This window comes from Klebsiella sp. KP20-425-1 (assembly GCF_025813515.1).
Lineage (GTDB): Bacteria > Pseudomonadota > Gammaproteobacteria > Enterobacterales > Enterobacteriaceae > Klebsiella > Klebsiella pneumoniae.
Window position 1 is genome coordinate 477,796 of the sequence record NZ_CP109614.1, and the last position, 18,615, is coordinate 496,410.

Sequence of the window (18,615 nt, forward strand, 5' to 3'; positions counted from 1 at the left end):
CGCGCGCCGGCACGGGAGCCTGATGGTTCATCGGGTAGTCATTCACTCGCGGAGTTAACACAGGGATGCGATTAACGACGAAGTTCTCAGCCTTTATTACGCTGCTAACTAGCCTGACCATCTTTGTCACGCTGATTGGCGCTTCGCTGAGTTTTTATAACGGCATTGAGAACAAGGTCGAAAACCGCGTTCAGGCGGTGGCGACCATGCTGGATAACCGGCTCATCACCACCTCTTTCGATAAGCTTGAACCGCAGTTGGATGAGCTGATGACGCCGATCGAGATCGTGCATATCGATTTCATGCTCAACGGCAAACCGCTCTACAGCCATTCCCGACCCGATAGCTATCGCCCGCTCGGCAGCCATGAGCAATTCCGTGAGATCACGGTTCAGTCGCTTAAACATCCTGGTATTACGCTGCATCTGGTCTACGTTGACCCGATGGTGAACTATTTCCGTTCGCTGTCGATCACTGCCCCGCTGTCGATCTCCATTGGCTTCATGGTGGTGATTATTTTCTTCGCCGTCCGCTGGATCCGCCGCCAGCTGGCCGGCCAGGAGCTGCTGGAGCTGCGTTCCACGCGTATCCTGAGCGGCGAGCGCGGGCCGCAGGTGCGCGGGTCGGTCTATGAATGGCCGGCCAGCACCAGTAGCGCGCTGGATATGCTGCTGTCGGAGCTGCAGTTCGCCAGCGATCAGCGCAGCCGGATGGATACGCTTATTCGCTCCTACGCGGCGCAGGATTCGAAAACCGGACTGAATAACCGCCTGTTTTTTGACAATCAGCTGGCCACGCTGCTGGAAGACCAGGAGAAGGTGGGAACCTACGGCATCGTGATGATGATCCGTCTGCCGGAGTTTGATCTGCTACGGGACAACTGGGGACGGGCGGCGGCCGAAGAACATTACTTTACGCTTATCAACCTGCTCTCTACCTTTATTATGCGTTACCCCGGCGCGCTGTTGGCGCGCTATCACCGTAGCGACTTCGCCGTGCTGCTGCCGCACCGTACGTTGAAAGAGGCGGATAGTATCGCCGGCCTGTTGCTGAAGGCGATGGATGCGCTGCCTCCAACGCGTATCCTCGATCGCGACGATATGATGCATATCGGCATCTGTTCTTTCCGCAGCGGGCAATCGGCGGCGCAGGTGATGGAACATGCGGAAGCGGCGACGCGCAACGCGGTGCTGCAGGGCAGCAACAGCTGGTCGGTCTATGATGACACCCTTCCGGAGAAAGGTCGCGGCAACGTTCGCTGGCGAACGCTGATCGAACAGATGCTGAGCCGCGGCGGGCCGCGGTTGTACCAAAAACCAGCTGTCACCCGCGACGGGCGGGTACATCATCGTGAACTGATGTCGCGGATGTACGACGGTAAAGAAGAGGTGATTGCAGCGGAATACATGCCGATGGTGCTGCAGTTTGGCCTGGCGGAGGAGTATGACCGCCTGCAGGTAACGCGCCTGCTGCCGTTTTTAGGCTTCTGGCCCGAGGAGAATCTGGCGCTCCAGCTGTCGGTGGAGTCGCTGATCCGTCCGCGTTTCCAGCGCTGGCTGCGCGATGCCTTGATGCAGTGTGAAAAATCGCAGCGTCAGCGGATTATTTTTGAACTTGCAGAGGCAGATGTTTGTCAATATATCGGCCGTCTGCAGCCGGTTATGCGATTGGTTAACGCTCTGGGCGTTCGGGTGGCAGTGGTTCAGGCGGGGTTAACCCTGGTTGGAACCAGCTGGATCAAGCAGCTGGATGCGGAGCTGATCAAACTGCATCCGGGTCTGGCGCGCAACATCGAAAAGCGCAGCGAGAACCAACTGCTGGTGCAAAGCCTGGTGGAAGCCTGTAAAGGCATGCCTATGCAAGTTTTTGCGACGGGCGTACGCAGCCGCAGCGAGTGGTTGGTACTGTCCCAATGCGGTGTCACGGGCGGGCAGGGGGAATTTTTTGCCGCCTCACAGCCACTTGACACAAATGTGAAAAAATATTCGCAAAGATACTCGGTTTGATCTGCCGTTTAGCGTGATTTCACGTAGAATAACGCGCGCCATCGTGAAGGGGGTGTGCTTGTCTACCTGCCGGATCATCGCAATGTAAATGCCAGTGACCCTCCTTTGACAGGTTACAAATTCAGGCGTGGAGCGCTGCTGAAGATTTCAGCAATGAACGGAGTCGGGAAAATTTGTAACAAAGGAAATGAACTGCACTAATTTTCACCGCAGCAGGTGATTTTTGCGCCTTGTCGCTGCTGCGTGTGGTTGGTAAAGTAAGCGGATTTTGTTTTCCGCCCCAGCTTTCAGGATTATCCCTTAGTATGTTAAAAAAATTTCGTGGCATGTTTTCCAATGACCTGTCCATTGACCTGGGTACCGCGAATACCCTTATTTACGTAAAAGGACAAGGCATCGTATTGAATGAGCCTTCCGTGGTGGCCATTCGTCAGGATCGTGCCGGATCGCCGAAAAGCGTCGCCGCCGTGGGTCATGAAGCGAAGCAGATGCTCGGCCGTACCCCGGGTAATATCGCGGCGATTCGCCCGATGAAGGACGGCGTTATCGCTGACTTCTTCGTGACGGAAAAGATGCTGCAGCACTTTATCAAACAAGTGCACAGCAACAGCTTTATGCGCCCGAGCCCGCGCGTGCTGGTGTGTGTACCGGTTGGCGCAACCCAGGTCGAACGTCGCGCTATTCGTGAATCCGCGCAGGGCGCAGGCGCCCGTGAAGTCTTCCTGATCGAAGAGCCGATGGCGGCAGCGATTGGCGCAGGCTTACCGGTTTCTGAAGCGACCGGCTCCATGGTGGTGGATATCGGTGGCGGTACCACTGAGGTGGCGGTTATCTCCCTGAACGGCGTGGTCTATTCCTCTTCTGTACGTATCGGCGGTGACCGCTTCGACGAAGCCGTTATCAATTACGTGCGTCGTAACTACGGCTCCCTGATCGGTGAAGCGACCGCTGAACGTATCAAGCATGAAATCGGTTCGGCTTACCCGGGCGATGAAGTGCGCGAAATTGAAGTGCGCGGTCGTAACCTGGCGGAAGGCGTGCCACGCGGCTTCACCCTGAACTCAAACGAAATTCTTGAAGCGCTGCAGGAGCCTCTGACCGGCATCGTGAGTGCGGTCATGGTTGCCCTTGAGCAGTGCCCGCCGGAACTGGCGTCTGATATCTCTGAACGCGGGATGGTTCTCACCGGCGGTGGTGCGCTGCTGCGCAACCTGGACCGTCTGTTAATGGAAGAAACCGGTATTCCAGTCGTGGTTGCTGAAGATCCGCTGACCTGCGTAGCGCGTGGCGGCGGCAAGGCGCTGGAGATGATCGACATGCACGGCGGCGACCTGTTTAGCGAAGAGTAGTCAGCCTGAAGGTCCGGGGCGGCATACGAGCTGCCCCTGGTCTTTACTGACACGAGAATACGCATAGCCTATGAAGCCAATTTTTAGCCGTGGCCCCTCGCTACAGATTCGCCTTATTCTGGCGGTGCTGGTGGCGCTTGGCGTGATTATCGCCGACAGCCGCCTGGGTACGTTCAGTCAAATCAGAACGTACATGGATACAGCCGTCAGCCCTTTCTACTTTGTCTCTAATGGTCCCCGGGAACTGCTCGACAGCGTATCGCAGACGCTAGCTACCCGCGACCAGCTCGAACTGGAAAACCGCGCGCTGCGCCAGGAGCTGTTGCTGAAAAACAGCGATCTGCTGATGCTGGGCCAGTACAAGCAGGAGAACGCGCGCCTGCGTGAACTGCTTGGCTCGCCGCTGCGCCAGGACGAGCAAAAAATGGTGACGCAGGTCATCTCAACGGTCAACGACCCTTACAGCGATCAGGTGGTTATTGACAAAGGCAGCGTGAACGGCGTCTATGAAGGCCAGCCGGTTATCAGCGATAAAGGCGTCGTGGGGCAGGTCGTGGCCGTGGCGAAAATGACCAGCCGGGTGCTGCTGATCTGCGATGCCACTCATGCGCTGCCGATCCAGGTTCTGCGTAACGACATTCGCGTCATTGCCGCCGGTAACGGCTGCACGGACGATCTCCAGCTTGAGCATCTGCCGGCAAATACCGATATTCGCGTCGGCGACGTGCTGGTGACCTCCGGTCTCGGCGGTCGTTTCCCTGAAGGGTATCCGGTCGGGGTAGTCTCCTCGGTGAAACTGGACACCCAGCGCGCCTATACCGTGATTCAGGCGCGTCCGACGGCCGGGCTGCAGCGCTTGCGCTATCTGTTGCTGCTGTGGGGCGCCGATCGTAATGGCGCTAACCCGATGACCCCGGAAGAGGTTCATCGGGTGGCTAACGAACGTCTGATGCAGATGATGCCGCAGGTACTGCCTGCGCCGGATGCGATGGGGCCGCAGATGCCGGCGCCCGCCACCGGGTTGACGCCGCCTCAGCCGTCGCAGCCTGCAGGGGGGCAATAGTGGCAAGTTACCGTAGCCAGGGACGCTGGGTTATCTGGCTCTCGTTTCTTATCGCGCTATTGCTGCAAATTATGCCCTGGCCGGCGGACATCAGCGTTTTCCGGCCCAACTGGGTATTATTGATCCTGCTGTACTGGATCCTCGCGTTGCCGCACCGGGTAAACGTGGGGACGGGTTTCGTGATGGGGGCTATTCTTGATCTCATCAGCGGTTCAACGCTCGGCGTTCGCGCGCTGTCTTTAAGCATCGTCGCCTATCTGGTCGCGCTGAAGTATCAGCTGTTCCGTAACCTGGCGCTGTGGCAGCAGGCGCTGGTGGTAATGCTGTTATCCCTGGCCGTGGATATCATTGTTTTCTGGGCAGAGTTTTTAGTGATCAACGTCTCTTTCCGTCCGGAAGTATTCTGGAGTAGTGTAGTAAACGGCATCCTCTGGCCATGGCTCTTCCTGCTGATGCGTAAAGTGCGTCAGCAATTTGCAGTGCAATAAGGTTGATATGACAACTCTGTATCTCGCTTCTGGTTCCCCGCGTCGGCAGGAACTGCTGACTCAGCTTGGTCTCGCTTTCGAGCGTCTGGTTCCTGGTATCGAGGAGCAGCGCCAGCCGCAGGAGAGCGCCCAGCACTATGTCGTCCGCCTGGCGCGCGAAAAAGCGCAGGCCGGGGTGGCGATGGCCACCCGCGATTTGCCGGTGCTGGGAGCGGATACGATTGTCATTTTGAACGGCGAAGTGCTGGAAAAACCGCGCGACGCCGAACACGCTGCAGCGATGCTGCGTTTGCTTTCCGGCCACACCCATCAGGTCATGACCGCGGTGGCGCTGGCGGATAAGCAGCAAACGCTGGACTGTCTGGTGGTCACGGAAGTGACCTTCCGGCGGCTCAGCGAGCAGGATATCGCCGATTATGTGGCCAGCGGCGAGCCTTTAGATAAAGCAGGTGCATACGGTATTCAAGGGTTGGGTGGTTGCTTCGTCAGGAAGATTAATGGCATCTATCACGCCGTAGTCGGCTTACCGCTGGTGGAAACGTATGAGTTGCTCAGTAACTTTAACTCACTGCGTAAAGGAAAGGGATAAAGATGACGGCTGAATTATTAGTTAACGTAACGCCATCCGAAACGCGCGTTGCGTATATTGATGGCGGTATTCTGCAGGAAATCCATATTGAGCGTGAAGCGCGACGCGGAATAGTAGGCAATATCTACAAAGGTCGTGTTAGCCGAGTGCTGCCGGGAATGCAGGCGGCTTTTGTAGATATTGGTCTGGATAAGGCGGCGTTCCTTCACGCCTCCGATATCATGCCGCATACCGAGTGCGTCGCCGGTGAGGAGCAAAAGCAGTTTACCGTGCGCGATATTTCGGAGCTGGTGCGCCAGGGCCAGGACCTGATGGTCCAGGTGGTTAAAGATCCGCTGGGTACCAAAGGCGCGCGTCTGACCACCGATATTACCCTGCCTTCCCGCTATCTGGTCTTTATGCCAGGCGCCTCCCACGTGGGGGTCTCTCAGCGGATTGAAAGCGAAGCCGAGCGCGAGCGCCTAAAAAAGGTCGTCGCAGAATATTGCGATGAGCAGGGCGGCTTTATCATTCGCACCGCTGCGGAAGGTGTTCACGAGCAGGAGATGGCCGCCGATGCCGCTTATCTTAAGCGCGTATGGACCAAGGTGATGGAGCGCAAAAAGCGCAACCAGACCCGCTATCAGCTGTATGGCGAGCTGGCTCTGGCCCAGCGCGTGCTGCGTGATTTTGCCGATGCGCAACTGGATCGCATTCGCGTCGACTCGCGCCTGACCTATGAGGCGTTGCTCGAATTCACCGCCGAATATATCCCGGAAATGACCAGCAAGCTGGAACACTACAGCGGCCGTCAGCCGATATTCGATCTCTTTGACGTTGAGAACGAAATTCAGCGCGCGCTGGAGCGTAAAGTCGAGCTCAAATCGGGGGGCTATCTGATCATCGACCAGACCGAGGCGATGACCACCATCGATATCAACACCGGGGCCTTTGTCGGGCACCGCAATCTTGACGATACGATCTTCAATACCAACATCGAAGCCACCCAGGCGATAGCCCGCCAGCTACGTTTGCGTAATCTCGGCGGCATTATCATCATTGATTTCATAGACATGAACAATGAAGATCACCGTCGACGGGTGTTGCACTCTTTAGAGCAGGCGCTGAGTAAAGATCGGGTGAAGACCAGCATTAACGGCTTCTCCCAGCTGGGCCTGGTGGAGATGACCCGTAAACGCACCCGTGAAAGCGTGGAGCATGTGCTGTGCAACGAGTGCCCAACCTGCCACGGACGTGGAACGGTAAAGTCGGTGGAAACGGTGTGCTATGAGATTATGCGTGAGATCGTCCGCGTACATCATGCTTATGATTCCGATCGCTTCCTGGTCTATGCTTCCCCTGCGGTGGCGGAAACCCTGAAAGGGGAAGAGTCGCATGCGCTGGCGGAAGTGGAAATCTTTGTCGGCAAACAGGTGAAGGTACAAATTGAGCCGCTCTATAATCAAGAGCAGTTCGATGTTGTTATGATGTAAGACACTGCGTCATTGTGCGGCTGACAAGGAGAGAGGCGTGAGGCGACTGCCCGGGATTTTATTGCTCACCGTGGCAACATTGATTGTTATCGTCGCGCTGCTGGTGAGTGGCTTGCGTCTCGTGTTGCCACAGCTCGACGCCTGGCGTCCGCAGCTGCTGGAGAAGATCTCCACCCTCACCGGTACGCCGGTGGACGCCTCGCAGATCACCGCCAGCTGGCAGACTTTTGGTCCGACGTTAGACGCCCGCGATATCCATGTCGGGCTGAAAGATGGCGGCACAATGGCGGTCAAGCGCGTAACCCTGGCGCTGGATGTCTGGCAGAGCCTGCTGCATATGCGCTGGCAGTTCCGCGACCTCACCTTCTGGCAGCTGCAGGTCCATACCAATACCCCTATTCAGACCAATGACGGTGGCGAAAGCCTGAAAACCGACCGCATCAGCGATCTCTTTTTACGTCAGTTCGATCACTTTACTCTGCGCGACAGCCATCTGAGCTTCCTGACCCTTTCCGGTCAGCGGGCGGAGCTGGCGGTTCCGCAGCTGACATGGCTTAACGGCAGGAACCGTCATCGCGCCGAGGGGCAGCTCAGCCTCTCCAGCCTCACCGGCCAGCATGGCGTCATGCAGGTGCGGATGGATCTTCGCGATGAGGATGGCCTGCTGAATAAAGGCCGGGTCTGGCTGCAGGCGGATGATATCGACGTCAAACCGTGGCTGGGACGCTGGATGCAGGACAATATCGCCCTGAAAAGCGCCCGCTTCAGCCTCGAAGGCTGGATGACCATTGAAAAAGGTGATGTGGCCAGCGGCGACGTATGGCTGAAAAAAGGGGGCGCCAGCTGGCAGGGCGATAACGAAGTCCATCATTTGTCGGTGGATAACCTGACGGCGCATCTCTCCCATGATAAGCAAAGCTGGGCCTTTTATATTCCCGATACGCGGATCGCTATCGATGATAAACCCTGGCCAAGCGGAGCCCTGGCGATGGCGTGGATCCCGGCGCAGGACGTTGGTGGCGACGATCGTCAGCGTAGCGATGAGTTACGTATTCGCGCCAGCAATTTGGCCCTCAGCGGCCTGAGCGGGTTACAGCCGTTTGCTGATAAGCTGGCGCCTTCTCTGGGCGAACTCTGGCGTACCACGCAGCCTGGCGGCAAAATCAATTTGCTGGCTCTCGATATCCCCCTGCAGGCGACGGAGAAAACGCGTTTTCAGGCGCAGTGGAGCGATCTGGCGTGGAAGCAGTGGAAACTCCTGCCTGGGGCAGAGCACTTCTCCGGCAGTCTGAATGGCAGCGTTGAGCACGGGGAATTACGCGCCCATATGGCGAAGGCGCTGATGCCGTATGCCGGCGTCTTCCGCGCGCCGCTGGAGATAGCCGCTGGCGAAGCCACGCTCAGTTGGGTGAAAAACGACAAAGGGTTTATGCTTGATGGCCGCGATATAGACGTGCAGGCGACAGGCGTACGCGCCCGCGGCGGCTTCCGCTATCTGCAACCGCAGGGGGACGATCCCTGGCTGGGCATTCTGGCGGGCATCAGCACCAATGACGGTGGCCAGGCATGGCGTTATTTCCCGGAAAATCTGATGGGCAAAGCGCTGGTGGACTATCTCAGCGGCGCGATTAAAGCGGGGCAAGCCAGCGATGCGACGCTGGTATATGGCGGCAATCCGCATCTATTCCCTTATCCGCATAATGAAGGCCAGTTCCAGGTTTATGTTCCGCTGAAGAACGCCACTTTTGCCTTCCAACCGGACTGGCCGGCGTTAACCGGGCTGAACATCGACCTCAATTTTATCAACAACGGCCTGTGGATGCGGGCGGATAAAGCGATGCTTGGCAACGTGACCGCCAGCAATCTCGATGCCGCGATCCCGGACTATGCGCAGGAAAAACTGCTGATTGATGCCGATATCAAAGGCCCGGGCAAAGAGGTTGGACCTTACTTTAATACTACGCCGCTGAAAGAGTCGCTCGGGGCGGCGCTGGATTCCCTGCAGCTGGATGGGGATGTGAGCGCTCGCTTACATCTTAATATCCCCCTCGACGGCGAGATGACCACCGCGAAAGGCGATGTGCGCCTGCAGAATAATAGCCTGTTTATCAAACCGTTAGATACTACGCTGCAGAACCTGAGCGGTAATTTCAGCTTTGTGAATGGCGATCTCAATAGTCAAACGTTGAGCGCGACCTGGTTTAATCAGCCGCTGAACCTCAATTTTTCCACCCGCGAAGGTGAAAAAGCGTTTCTGGTGGATGTCGGGATGAATGCCAACTGGCAGCCGTCGCGCACCGGGCTGCTGCCAAAAGCCGTGAGTGAGGCGTTGAGCGGTAGCGTCCCGTGGGATGGCAAGGTCGCTATCGAACTGCCGTACCATGGCAATGCCAGCTATAAGGTCGATATCAACGGCGATCTGAAGAATGTGAGCAGTCGCTTACCTTCGCCAGTCAGTAAGCCCGCCGGCGAACCCCTTCCGGTCAAAATTAACGTCGCCGGCGGCCTGAGCAGCTTCGACCTGACCGGCTCCATCGGGGCGAAGAATCATATTAACAGCCGCTGGTTGCTCAATCATAAGCTGACGCTGGATAGAGCGATCCTTACCACTGACAGCAAAGGGCACTCTCCGCTGCCCGATCAGCCCGGTATCGAGCTCAACCTGCCGCCGATGGATGGCGCGCAGTGGCTGGCGCTCTTCGAGAACGGCGCGGCAAATGAAGTGAGCAGCAGCGTGCTCTTTCCACCGCGCATTGTGCTGCGTACGCCGTCGCTGGCCCTCGCGGGGCAACAGTGGAACAACGTCAGTCTGATGTCCCAGCCGGTCGCCGGCGGCTCGCAGGTTGAGGCGCAGGGGCGTGAGATCAATGCCACATTGACGATGCGCGACAATGCTCCGTGGCTGGCAAATGTGCGTTATCTCTATTTCAATCCGGCCAGCGCCAGCGGCCAGAACGCAACAGAGAATGTGGCCCCCCAGACGGCGACGCGGCTGGATTTCCATGGCTGGCCCGATCTGCAGCTACGCTGCGCGGAATGCTGGCTGTGGGGACAAAAATATGGCCGCATCGATGGGGATGTGGCGATCAAAGGGGATACCTTAACGCTCTCCAACGGCCTGGTGGATACCGGGTTTGGCCGGCTGACGACCAACGGCGTGTGGGTGAACGCCCCTTCAGGGGTTCGAACCTCGCTGAAAGGCAGACTGCACGGCAATAAGACGGATGCATTTGCGGATTTCTTTGGCGTCTCCACGCCGGTGAAGGATTCGCCGTTTGATATCGACTACGATCTGCACTGGCGCGCGCCGCCCTGGTCACCCGATGTCGCGTCGCTCAATGGCATCATTAAAAGCCACCTGGGCAAGGGGCAGTTTACCGACCTGAGTACCGGGCACGCTGGCCAGCTGCTGCGTCTGCTGAGTGTGGATGCCCTGCTGCGTAAACTGCGTTTCGATTTCAGCGATACCTTCAGCGAAGGCTTTTACTTCGATTCGATTAACAGTACGGCATGGATTAAGGATGGCGTACTGCATACCGATGATACGCTGGTGGATGGCCTTGAAGCGGATATTGCTATGAAAGGGTCGGTCGATCTGGTGCGTCGCCAGCTGGATCTGCAGGCGGTGGTGGCGCCGGAGATCTCCGCGACCGTCGGCGTGGCGGCGGCCTTTGCCGTCAACCCCATCGTCGGCGCGGCGGTATTTGCCGCCAGCAAAGTGCTGGGTCCGCTGTGGAATAAAGTTTCGATTCTGCGCTATCGCATCACCGGCCCGATTGACCAGCCGCAGATCAATGAAGTGCTGCGCCAGGCGCGCAGCAATAAAAAGCAATGATTTGACGATTGCCGGGAATTGCCGCAATCTCAATAGATAGCCTTCTGTATTTCCGCCTGTCAGGCGGCAACAAACGAGTAGCATAACGATGAGTCTGAACCTGGTAAGTGAACAATTACTGTCGGCAAATGGCCTGAATCATCAGGACCTGTTTGCCATTCTTGGTCAACTGACCGAGCGCCGCCTCGATTACGGCGATCTCTATTTTCAGTCGAGCTATCACGAATCCTGGGTTCTGGAAGACAGCATCATTAAAGATGGGTCGTACAATATCGACCAGGGCGTAGGCGTGCGCGCCGTCAGCGGCGAAAAAACGGGCTTTGCCTACGCCGATCAGATCAGCAAACTGGCGCTGGAGCAGAGCGCCCAGGCGGCGCGGACCATTGTGCGCGACACCGGCAATGGCAAAGTGCAGACCCTCGGCGCCGTAGAGCATCGTGCCCTGTACACCAGCATCGACCCGCTGCAGAGTATGACCCGGGAAGAGAAGCTGGATATTCTGCGCCGGGTAGACAAAGTCGCCCGGGCGGCGGACCAGCGGGTGCAGGAGGTTTCAGCCAGCCTGAGCGGGGTGTATGAGCTGATCCTGGTCGCCGCCACCGATGGCACTCTGGCCGCCGACGTTCGTCCGCTGGTTCGTCTTTCCGTCAGCGTGCTGGTGGAAGAGGATGGCAAGCGTGAGCGCGGCAGCAGCGGCGGTGGCGGGCGTTTTGGTTATGACTATTTCCTCGCCTCCCAGGAGGGCGACGTGCGGGCCGATGCCTGGGCGAAAGAAGCGGTGCGCATGGCGCTGGTCAACCTCTCGGCGGTCGCCGCCCCTGCGGGGATGCTGCCAGTGGTGCTCGGCGCCGGCTGGCCTGGCGTCCTGCTGCATGAAGCGGTCGGCCATGGGCTGGAAGGCGATTTCAACCGGCGTGGCACCTCGGTCTTTAGCGGCCATATGGGGGAATTAGTCGCCTCTGAGCTGTGCACCGTAGTGGATGACGGCACCATCGCCGATCGCCGTGGCTCGGTGGCCATTGATGACGAAGGGACGCCGGGGCAATACAACGTGCTAATCGAAAACGGCATTCTGAAAGGCTATATGCAGGATAAACTCAACGCGCGCCTGATGGGCGTCGCACCGACCGGCAATGGCCGACGTGAGTCGTATGCCCATCTGCCGATGCCGCGTATGACCAACACCTATATGCTGGCGGGCCAGTCAACGCCACAGGAGATTATCGAATCGGTCGACTACGGTATCTTTGCGCCTAACTTCGGCGGCGGGCAGGTGGATATCACCTCCGGTAAATTCGTCTTCTCCACTTCCGAGGCCTATCTGATCGAAAAAGGGAAGGTCACGAAGGCGGTGAAAGGGGCCACGCTGATTGGCTCCGGCATTGAGACCATGCAACAGATTTCGATGGTGGGCAACGACCTGCGCCTGGATAACGGCGTCGGCGTCTGTGGCAAAGAGGGCCAGAGCGTGCCGGTGGGCGTCGGCCAGCCGACCCTGAAGGTCGATAACCTTACCGTCGGCGGCACCGCCTGAGCCTGACCTGGTTCCCGGCGCTGCCGGGAACCGCTTCACCGGGCGATCCCGCGCCCGTGCATGCCCTGATAGATCTTCGCCACGTCGACAAAATACTCCGTCAGATAGTTGATACAGACCTGCACTTTCAGCGGCAATTTATCCTTTTCCGTATACAGGGCGTAGACCGGTCGCGGATCGGACTGATAGCTGGGCAGCAGGATCTCAAGCTCACCGCGGTTGATCTCTTCGATCGCCCACATTAACGGTACATAGGCGATACCCACCCCGGCGGTCAGCCAGCGCACCAGCGTCATAGGGTCGTTGGTCACGAAGCGCCCCTGCGGGGTCAGGCGGGTCGAGATCCCTTCCGGCGCGATAATGACAAACTCATTGTCCGGCCGCACGCTATATTCCAGCCAGGCATGTCCGGCAAGGTCGGCCGGTTTCTCTGGATTGCCAGCCTGCGCCAGATAGCTTTTAGCGGCGCATAATACCATCGGCATTGAGCCCAGGCGGCGGGAAAAAAGGCTGGAATCCTGCAGGGCGCCCACGCGGATCACCACGTCAAGGCCGTCGGCGATCAGGTCTGGCGCAGGTATGCCGGTGACCAGATTAACAGAGAGCCCGGGGTATTCTTTGAGCATTTTCGCCGTTATGCGCGCCAGAACATTCTGTGCCATAGTTGAAGAGCAGCCGATGCGCAGCGTCCCGATGGGGGTATTGTTAAATGCGTATAATTGCTCATGGACATCCTGCGCTTCAAACAGCATCCTACGGCAGCCCTGGTAATAGATTTTACCTGCTTCAGTTAAGCCAAGGCTGCGGGTGCTGCGGTTGAGTAGCTTTACCTGCAGCTCATCTTCCAGTTTGGCGACGGTCTGACTGATCGAGGAAACGCTCATCTGAAGCTGGCGGGCCGCTGCGGTGAATGAACCTAATTCGACCACTTTGGCGAAAACGGACATGCGTTTTAATCGTTCCATTATTCACTCTGGCTTAAAAGTGATTTAGATCACACATTGTAGATAATGCGGCAATCGTTACGTTAATATATTGTTAGCTACATAATAAACGCATCTGCTCACTACCTGTACGCTTCTTATTCAAGGTCATCATGAGTCTGTTTCCTGTCATCGTGATTTTCGGCTTATCGTTTCCGCCGATCTTCTTCGAGTTGCTTTTGTCGCTGGCTATCTTTTGGCTGGTGCACCGACTGCTGGTTCCGACCGGCATTTACGATTTTGTCTGGCACCCAGCACTGTTTAATACGGCGCTCTATTGCTGCCTTTTTTATTTGATATCGCGCTTGTTCGTTTGAGGTTGATGTGAAAACACTAACAAGAAATATCCTCCGTACTGCCATTACCGTGATACTGGTCATTCTGGCCTTCGTGGCGATTTTCCGCGCCTGGGTTTATTACACCGCCTCGCCGTGGACGCGTGATGCGCGCTTTAGCGCCGACATTGTGGCGATTGCCCCCGACGTCTCCGGGCTGATTTCTCAGGTAAACGTCAAGGATAACCAACTGGTTAAGAAAGACCAGGTATTGTTCGTTATTGACCAACCTCGTTACCAAAAAGCGCTGGCGCAGGCGGAAGCTGATGTCGCCTATTATCAGACGTTAGCTCAGGAAAAACGCGTCGAAGCCGGTCGGCGTAATAAGCTTGGCGTACAGGCGATGTCGCGGGAAGAGATTGATCAGGCGAACAACGTACTGCAAACCGTTGAACATCAGCTGGCGAAAGCGGTGGCTAGTCGCGACCTGGCCAGGCTAGATCTGGAGCGGACGGTCATTCGCGCCCCTGCGGATGGCTGGGTGACTAACCTTAACGTCTACACTGGGGAATTTATCACCCGTGGCTCCACGGCGGTGGCGCTGGTGAAAGAGAATACGTTTTACGTCATGGCCTATCTGGAAGAGACCAAACTGGAGGGCGTCCGTCCAGGCTATCGTGCGGAGATTACCCCGCTGGGCAGCAGCAAAACCATTAAAGGGACGGTGGACAGTATCGCTGCGGGGGTGACCAACGCCAGCAGCAGCAGCGACTCGAAAGGGATGGCCTCGGTCGACTCCAACCTTGAGTGGGTGCGTCTGGCGCAGCGTGTGCCGGTGCGTATTCGCCTCGATCACCAGCAGGGGAATCTGTGGCCATCGGGCACCACGGCGACGGTAGTGATCACCGGTCAAGAAGATCGTGATACCAGCCAGGCCAACTTCTTCCAGAAACTGGCTATGCGCCTGCGCGAATTTGGTTAATAGCTATGGGGACATATACCATTGCTCCCCGGCATCTCCGCTTTGCCATTAAGCTTGCATGCGCGGTGGTGCTGGCGCTGTTTGTCGGTTTCCATTTTCAGCTCGAAACGCCGCGCTGGGCGGTACTGACGGCAGCGATCGTCGCCGCCGGGCCGGCCTTTGCTGCTGGCGGCGAACCGTACTCCGGCGCAATCCGCTATCGCGGTATGTTGCGTATTGCCGGGACCTTTATTGGCTGTATTGCGGCGCTGGTTATCATCATCCTGATGATCCGCGCGCCTCTGCTGATGATGCTGGTCTGCTGTCTGTGGGCCGGGTTTTGTACCTGGGTTTCGTCGCTGGTCAAGGTCGAAAACTCCTATGCCTGGGGGCTGGCCGGGTACACCGCGCTGATTATCATTATTACCATCCATACCAATCCGATGCTGGCGCCGCAGTTTGCTGTCGAACGCTGCAGCGAAATTGTCATCGGTATTGTCAGCGCCATCGTCGCCGATCTCCTGTTTTCGCCGCGTTCGATTAAAAAAGAGATCGACCTCGAGCTCGATAATCTGCTAATTGCACAGTATAAGCTGATGCAGTTATGCGTCGCGCACGGTGAAAAAGAGGAAGTGGATCAAGCCTGGGGAGCGCTGGTACGCCGCACTACGGCGCTGGAAGGTATGCGTAGTAACCTGATTATGGAATCCTCACGCTGGGCAAAGGCCAATCAGCGCCTGAAGGCGATCAACACCCTTTCGCTAACCCTTATCACCCAGGCTTGCGAAACCTATCTGATTCAGAACTCACGCCCGGAAATGGTCACGGACGACTATCGCGAGCTGTTCGCCGAGCCGGTTGAGACGGTGCAGGATGTTCACCAGCAGCTGAAGCGCATGCGCCGCTTCCTGACCTGGAAAGGCGAGCATAATACCCCGGTCACGATTTATAGCTGGGTGGGCGCCGCCACGCGTTATCTGCTGCTTAAGCGCGGCGTGGTGGGGAATACTAAAATCAGCCGTATCGAGGATGGCGTGTTGCGCGGCGAAACGGTGGTTAAAGTGGAGTCCGCCGAACGTCATCACGCGATGGTGAACTTCTGGCGCACCTCCGTCTCTTGTATTCTCGGAACGCTATTCTGGCTGTGGACGGGCTGGACCTCAGGCAGCGGCGCGATGGTAATGATCGCCGTGGTTACCGCGCTGGCGATGCGCCTGCCAAACCCGCGTATGGTGGCGATAGACTTCCTCTATGGCACCCTGGCGGCGTTACCGTTGGGCACCTTGTACTTCCTGGTGATCATGCCGGCGACGCAGCAGAGCATGCTGTTGCTTTGCATCAGCCTGGCGGCGATGGCGTTCTTTATCGGGATCGAAGTGCAAAAAAGGCGTCTCGGATCGCTGGGGGCGCTGGCGAGCACCATCAACATTCTGGTGCTGGATAACCCGATGCAGTTCCAGTTCAGCCAGTTCCTCGATAGCGCGCTGGGGCAGATCGTCGGCTGTTTCCTCGCTCTGATGGTTATTCTTATTGTCAGGGATAACTCCCGGGCCAGAACCGGTCGGGTGCTGCTGAACCAGTTTGTCTCCGCGGCGGTCTCTTCGCTGACCACCAACTCGGCGCGTCGCAAAGAGAATCATCTGCCCGCGCTCTATCAGCAGCTGTTTTTATTACTCAATAAATTCCCGGGTGACGTCGCCCGTTTCCGTCTGGCGTTGACGTTAATCATCGCCCATCAGCGCTTGCGCGATGCGCCCGTGCCGGTGAACGACGATCTCTCCGCCTTCCATCGTCAGCTGCGACGTACCGCGGACCATGTGATCTCCGCCGGCAGCGATGATAAGCGTCGGCGCTATTTTACCCAGCTGCTGGCGGAGCTTGATGTCTATCAGGAGAAGCTGCGGGTCTGGGAGGCCTCGCCGCAGGTTACCGAGCCGGTACGGCGACTGGTTGAGATGCTGCATAAGTACCAGCATGTGCTGACCAGCAGCTAACCCATAAACCGACGCCCAGGCGTCGGTTTTTTTATCGCTATACTTAACGGCGACAGAAAGAGAAGCGGGAGGGGCTGTCATGACCACCTATACGTTTGATTTTGACGAAATCGCCGAACAACAGGATTTCTACCGGGAGTTTTCCCGAACCTTCGAGCTGGCTCAGGATAAGGTCAACAACCTGGATTCGCTATGGGACGCAGTGACCGGTGGCCTGCTACCGCTGCCGCTGGATATTGAGTTCATCCATTTAAATGACAAGCAGCGCCGGCGCTTTGGCGCATTGATTTTATTGTTTGATGAAGCAGAGGAAGAGCTGGAGGGGGAGTTGCGTTTTAATGCCCGACAAGCATAAAAAAGCCCCCGGCAGGCGGGGGCAAGTCGTCGAAATAAGACGACGAGGGTTTATTTGTACAGCTCAGCGGTGGCGTGCCAGCTATCGCCGGTACGTGCTTCAATAATACGGTAGCTGCTGGCGCCTTCTTTCTCGGCTTTAGCCGCCAGTTCCTGACGCATGTCCATTGGCGCACTACCTACCTGGGATACGGAGATGGTGCCCATGGATTGCAGATTTTGGGCTTGCTCTGCGTTCACTTGCTGGACAGCCGCGCTGGCACCGAAAGAGAGAAGGGAAGCCAGGCCAAGGGATGCGATGATCATTGCGCGTTTCATAATCTTTACTCCAGTCTTTGTTTTGCCGCGGCGGGGCGATGTATGTCGCCGGGCCGCGGTAGAGAATTTTTGTCAGGTTAATCGTTGACGTCTAAAACTTATTTATACAGCTCAGCAGTGGCATGCCAGTGGTCGCCAGTGCGGGCTTCAATAATGCGGTAAGAAGAAGCCCCTTCTTCCTGCGCTTTTTTGTTCAGCATTTCATGCATATCCATCGGGGAAGATGCTACCGCGCCGACGGAAACCGTGCCGATGGCCTCGCGGCCCTGGGCCTGCTCGCTGTTGATAATATCAGCGGCGAAAGCGCCAAACGACACGACGGACAGGATGCTGATAGCAGCTACAGTGGTTTTGATTTTCATGATGTTCACCTCGTCGAATCTTTTTGTTGGGGGTCTTTGTTTCGTGACCCTCATCACAAAACCAAGTATACACTAATCACCAAAAATATTAATACCATGCTAATTGTTTTGTGCGTTAATAGTTACAATAGATTGCGCTTTTTATAACGGATAAGAATTAAAAATGACACGTTAGCGACAGCGATAAGATTTATTTCTAATAAATTCATAAAGGTATACGAATTTGATCTTTTGTGCGTTTTACGATTTTCGCGTTAGTAAAAGAACGTATAGACGGCGTAAATGACACTAAGTGTTAAATAGTTGTTGTGCCGGAAGGGGGGAGAGGCAAAAGAAAAGGGAGTCGCCCTCTGACGGTAGCCAGAGGGGAATTACTCAGAGTTCCTGCTCAAACAGAACCAGAATGGCGTCGTGCAGATCTTTCACCGTAAAACCGCGCGCAGGCGTGGTAAAGATGGTGTCATCCCCGGCGATACTGCCAAGAATGCCTTCCGCTTTGCCCAGCGAGTCGAGAAGACGGGCGATCAGCTGCGCGGCGCCGGGGCTGGTATGAATCACCACTACGGCATCGTTATAGTCGATATCCAGCACCAAATTCTTCAGCGGGCTGGAGGTGGTCGGTACCCCAAGCTCGGCAGGCAAGCAATAGACCATTTCCATTTTGGCGTTACGGGTACGCACCGCGCCAAATTTGGTGAGCATGCGGGAAACCTTCGATTGGTTGATATTCTCGAAGCCCTCTTCCTGCAGCGCCTGGACGATCTCTCCCTGCGAGCTGAATTTCTCTTCTTTAAGCAGCGCTTTAAACGCTTTAACCAGTTCTTCTTGTTTTGCCGAACTTCGCATAAGTCACCCAGATTATGGTGGTAAAATCAACATCATTATGCATAACCATGAATTTTTATGCAAATAATCCGCGAAAGGATAGGTCAATAATGTTATGAAGGGGGCATATTTTAGCAAAAAAACCGTATAAGGAACATGTTCTCATCACAACGCTTAAAGCCATGTAAAAGTAAATGAAATGTTATT

Annotated in this window: 16 protein-coding genes; 12 read left to right on the forward strand and 4 right to left on the reverse strand. The window is 56.5% G+C overall.

What is annotated here, in order from left to right; all coding sequences use genetic code 11:
• The first annotated feature begins 65 nt into the window (after positions 1-65).
• The 8 genes from csrD (at position 66) to tldD (ending at position 12,336) form a co-directional block, all read left to right on the forward strand.
• Positions 66-2,006: an RNase E specificity factor CsrD gene (csrD, locus tag OHJ17_RS02320; RefSeq protein ID WP_009309618.1), complete on the forward strand. Its 1,941-nt coding sequence runs from the start codon at positions 66-68 to the stop codon at positions 2,004-2,006.
• A 305-nt stretch (positions 2,007-2,311) separates the two neighbouring features.
• Positions 2,312-3,355: a rod shape-determining protein MreB gene (mreB, locus tag OHJ17_RS02325; protein ID WP_002918653.1), complete on the forward strand. Its 1,044-nt coding sequence runs from the start codon at positions 2,312-2,314 to the stop codon at positions 3,353-3,355.
• Positions 3,356-3,425: 70 nt separating this feature from the next.
• Entirely contained in the window at positions 3,426-4,418 is a 993-nt protein-coding gene (gene mreC, locus OHJ17_RS02330) for a rod shape-determining protein MreC (RefSeq protein ID WP_004149974.1), read from the forward strand.
• Positions 4,418-4,906 carry a rod shape-determining protein MreD gene (mreD, locus tag OHJ17_RS02335; RefSeq protein ID WP_002918648.1) on the forward strand — a complete coding sequence of 163 codons (489 nt, stop codon included), beginning with the start codon at positions 4,418-4,420 and terminating at the stop codon, positions 4,904-4,906. Before mreC ends, mreD begins: the two co-directional genes overlap by 1 nt.
• A 7-nt stretch (positions 4,907-4,913) precedes the next feature.
• Positions 4,914-5,495: a Maf family protein gene (locus OHJ17_RS02340; protein WP_114505223.1), complete on the forward strand. Its 582-nt coding sequence runs from the start codon at positions 4,914-4,916 to the stop codon at positions 5,493-5,495.
• A 2-nt stretch (positions 5,496-5,497) separates the two neighbouring features.
• Positions 5,498-6,967: a ribonuclease G gene (gene rng, locus OHJ17_RS02345; protein WP_002918644.1), complete on the forward strand. Its 1,470-nt coding sequence runs from the start codon at positions 5,498-5,500 to the stop codon at positions 6,965-6,967.
• A 37-nt stretch (positions 6,968-7,004) separates the two neighbouring features.
• Positions 7,005-10,802, forward strand: a complete 3,798-nt coding sequence (gene yhdP / locus OHJ17_RS02350) for an AsmA2 domain-containing protein YhdP (protein WP_004181431.1) — start codon at positions 7,005-7,007, stop codon at positions 10,800-10,802.
• Between the two features lie 88 nt (positions 10,803-10,890).
• Positions 10,891-12,336, forward strand: a complete 1,446-nt coding sequence (tldD, locus tag OHJ17_RS02355; protein ID WP_004144958.1) for a metalloprotease TldD — start codon at positions 10,891-10,893, stop codon at positions 12,334-12,336.
• Between the two features lie 35 nt (positions 12,337-12,371).
• Here the strand turns inward: tldD and aaeR are convergent, their stop codons facing one another.
• The gene (aaeR, locus tag OHJ17_RS02360) at positions 12,372-13,301 is read right to left on the reverse strand and encodes an HTH-type transcriptional activator AaeR (RefSeq protein ID WP_002918641.1); all 930 of its coding nucleotides are present in this window, start codon (positions 13,299-13,301) and stop codon (positions 12,372-12,374) included.
• Positions 13,302-13,432: 131 nt separating this feature from the next.
• On the opposite strand from aaeR, the gene aaeX reads away from it, so the two are divergent.
• The 4 genes from aaeX (at position 13,433) to OHJ17_RS02380 (ending at position 16,904) form a co-directional block, all read left to right on the forward strand.
• Positions 13,433-13,636, forward strand: coding sequence for a p-hydroxybenzoic acid efflux pump operon protein AaeX (gene aaeX / locus OHJ17_RS02365; RefSeq protein WP_002918640.1), 204 nt, complete (start codon positions 13,433-13,435; stop codon positions 13,634-13,636).
• Positions 13,637-13,643: 7 nt separating this feature from the next.
• Entirely contained in the window at positions 13,644-14,576 is a 933-nt protein-coding gene (gene aaeA, locus OHJ17_RS02370; protein ID WP_002918639.1) for a p-hydroxybenzoic acid efflux pump subunit AaeA, read from the forward strand.
• Between the two features lie 5 nt (positions 14,577-14,581).
• The gene (gene aaeB, locus OHJ17_RS02375) at positions 14,582-16,549 is read left to right on the forward strand and encodes a p-hydroxybenzoic acid efflux pump subunit AaeB (RefSeq protein WP_002918632.1); all 1,968 of its coding nucleotides are present in this window, start codon (positions 14,582-14,584) and stop codon (positions 16,547-16,549) included.
• 79 nt (positions 16,550-16,628) lie between these two features.
• A complete protein-coding gene (locus tag OHJ17_RS02380) occupies positions 16,629-16,904 on the forward strand; it encodes a barstar family protein (protein ID WP_002918629.1) in 276 nt (91 codons plus the stop codon).
• Positions 16,905-16,954: 50 nt separating this feature from the next.
• On the opposite strand, the gene yhcN-B is transcribed toward OHJ17_RS02380, so the two are convergent.
• The 3 genes from yhcN-B to argR all read right to left on the reverse strand — a co-directional run bounded on the left by yhcN-B (position 16,955) and on the right by argR (position 18,429).
• Positions 16,955-17,221, reverse strand: a complete 267-nt coding sequence (yhcN-B, locus tag OHJ17_RS02385; RefSeq protein ID WP_002918627.1) for a DUF1471 family stress response protein YhcN-B — start codon at positions 17,219-17,221, stop codon at positions 16,955-16,957.
• Between the two features lie 98 nt (positions 17,222-17,319).
• Complete coding sequence (gene yhcN, locus OHJ17_RS02390; protein ID WP_002918626.1) at positions 17,320-17,583, reverse strand: peroxide/acid stress response protein YhcN; 264 nt, start codon at positions 17,581-17,583, stop codon at positions 17,320-17,322.
• A 375-nt stretch (positions 17,584-17,958) separates the two neighbouring features.
• Positions 17,959-18,429, reverse strand: coding sequence for a transcriptional regulator ArgR (gene argR / locus OHJ17_RS02395; protein WP_002918625.1), 471 nt, complete (start codon positions 18,427-18,429; stop codon positions 17,959-17,961).
• Between the last annotated feature and the right edge of the window lie 186 nt (positions 18,430-18,615).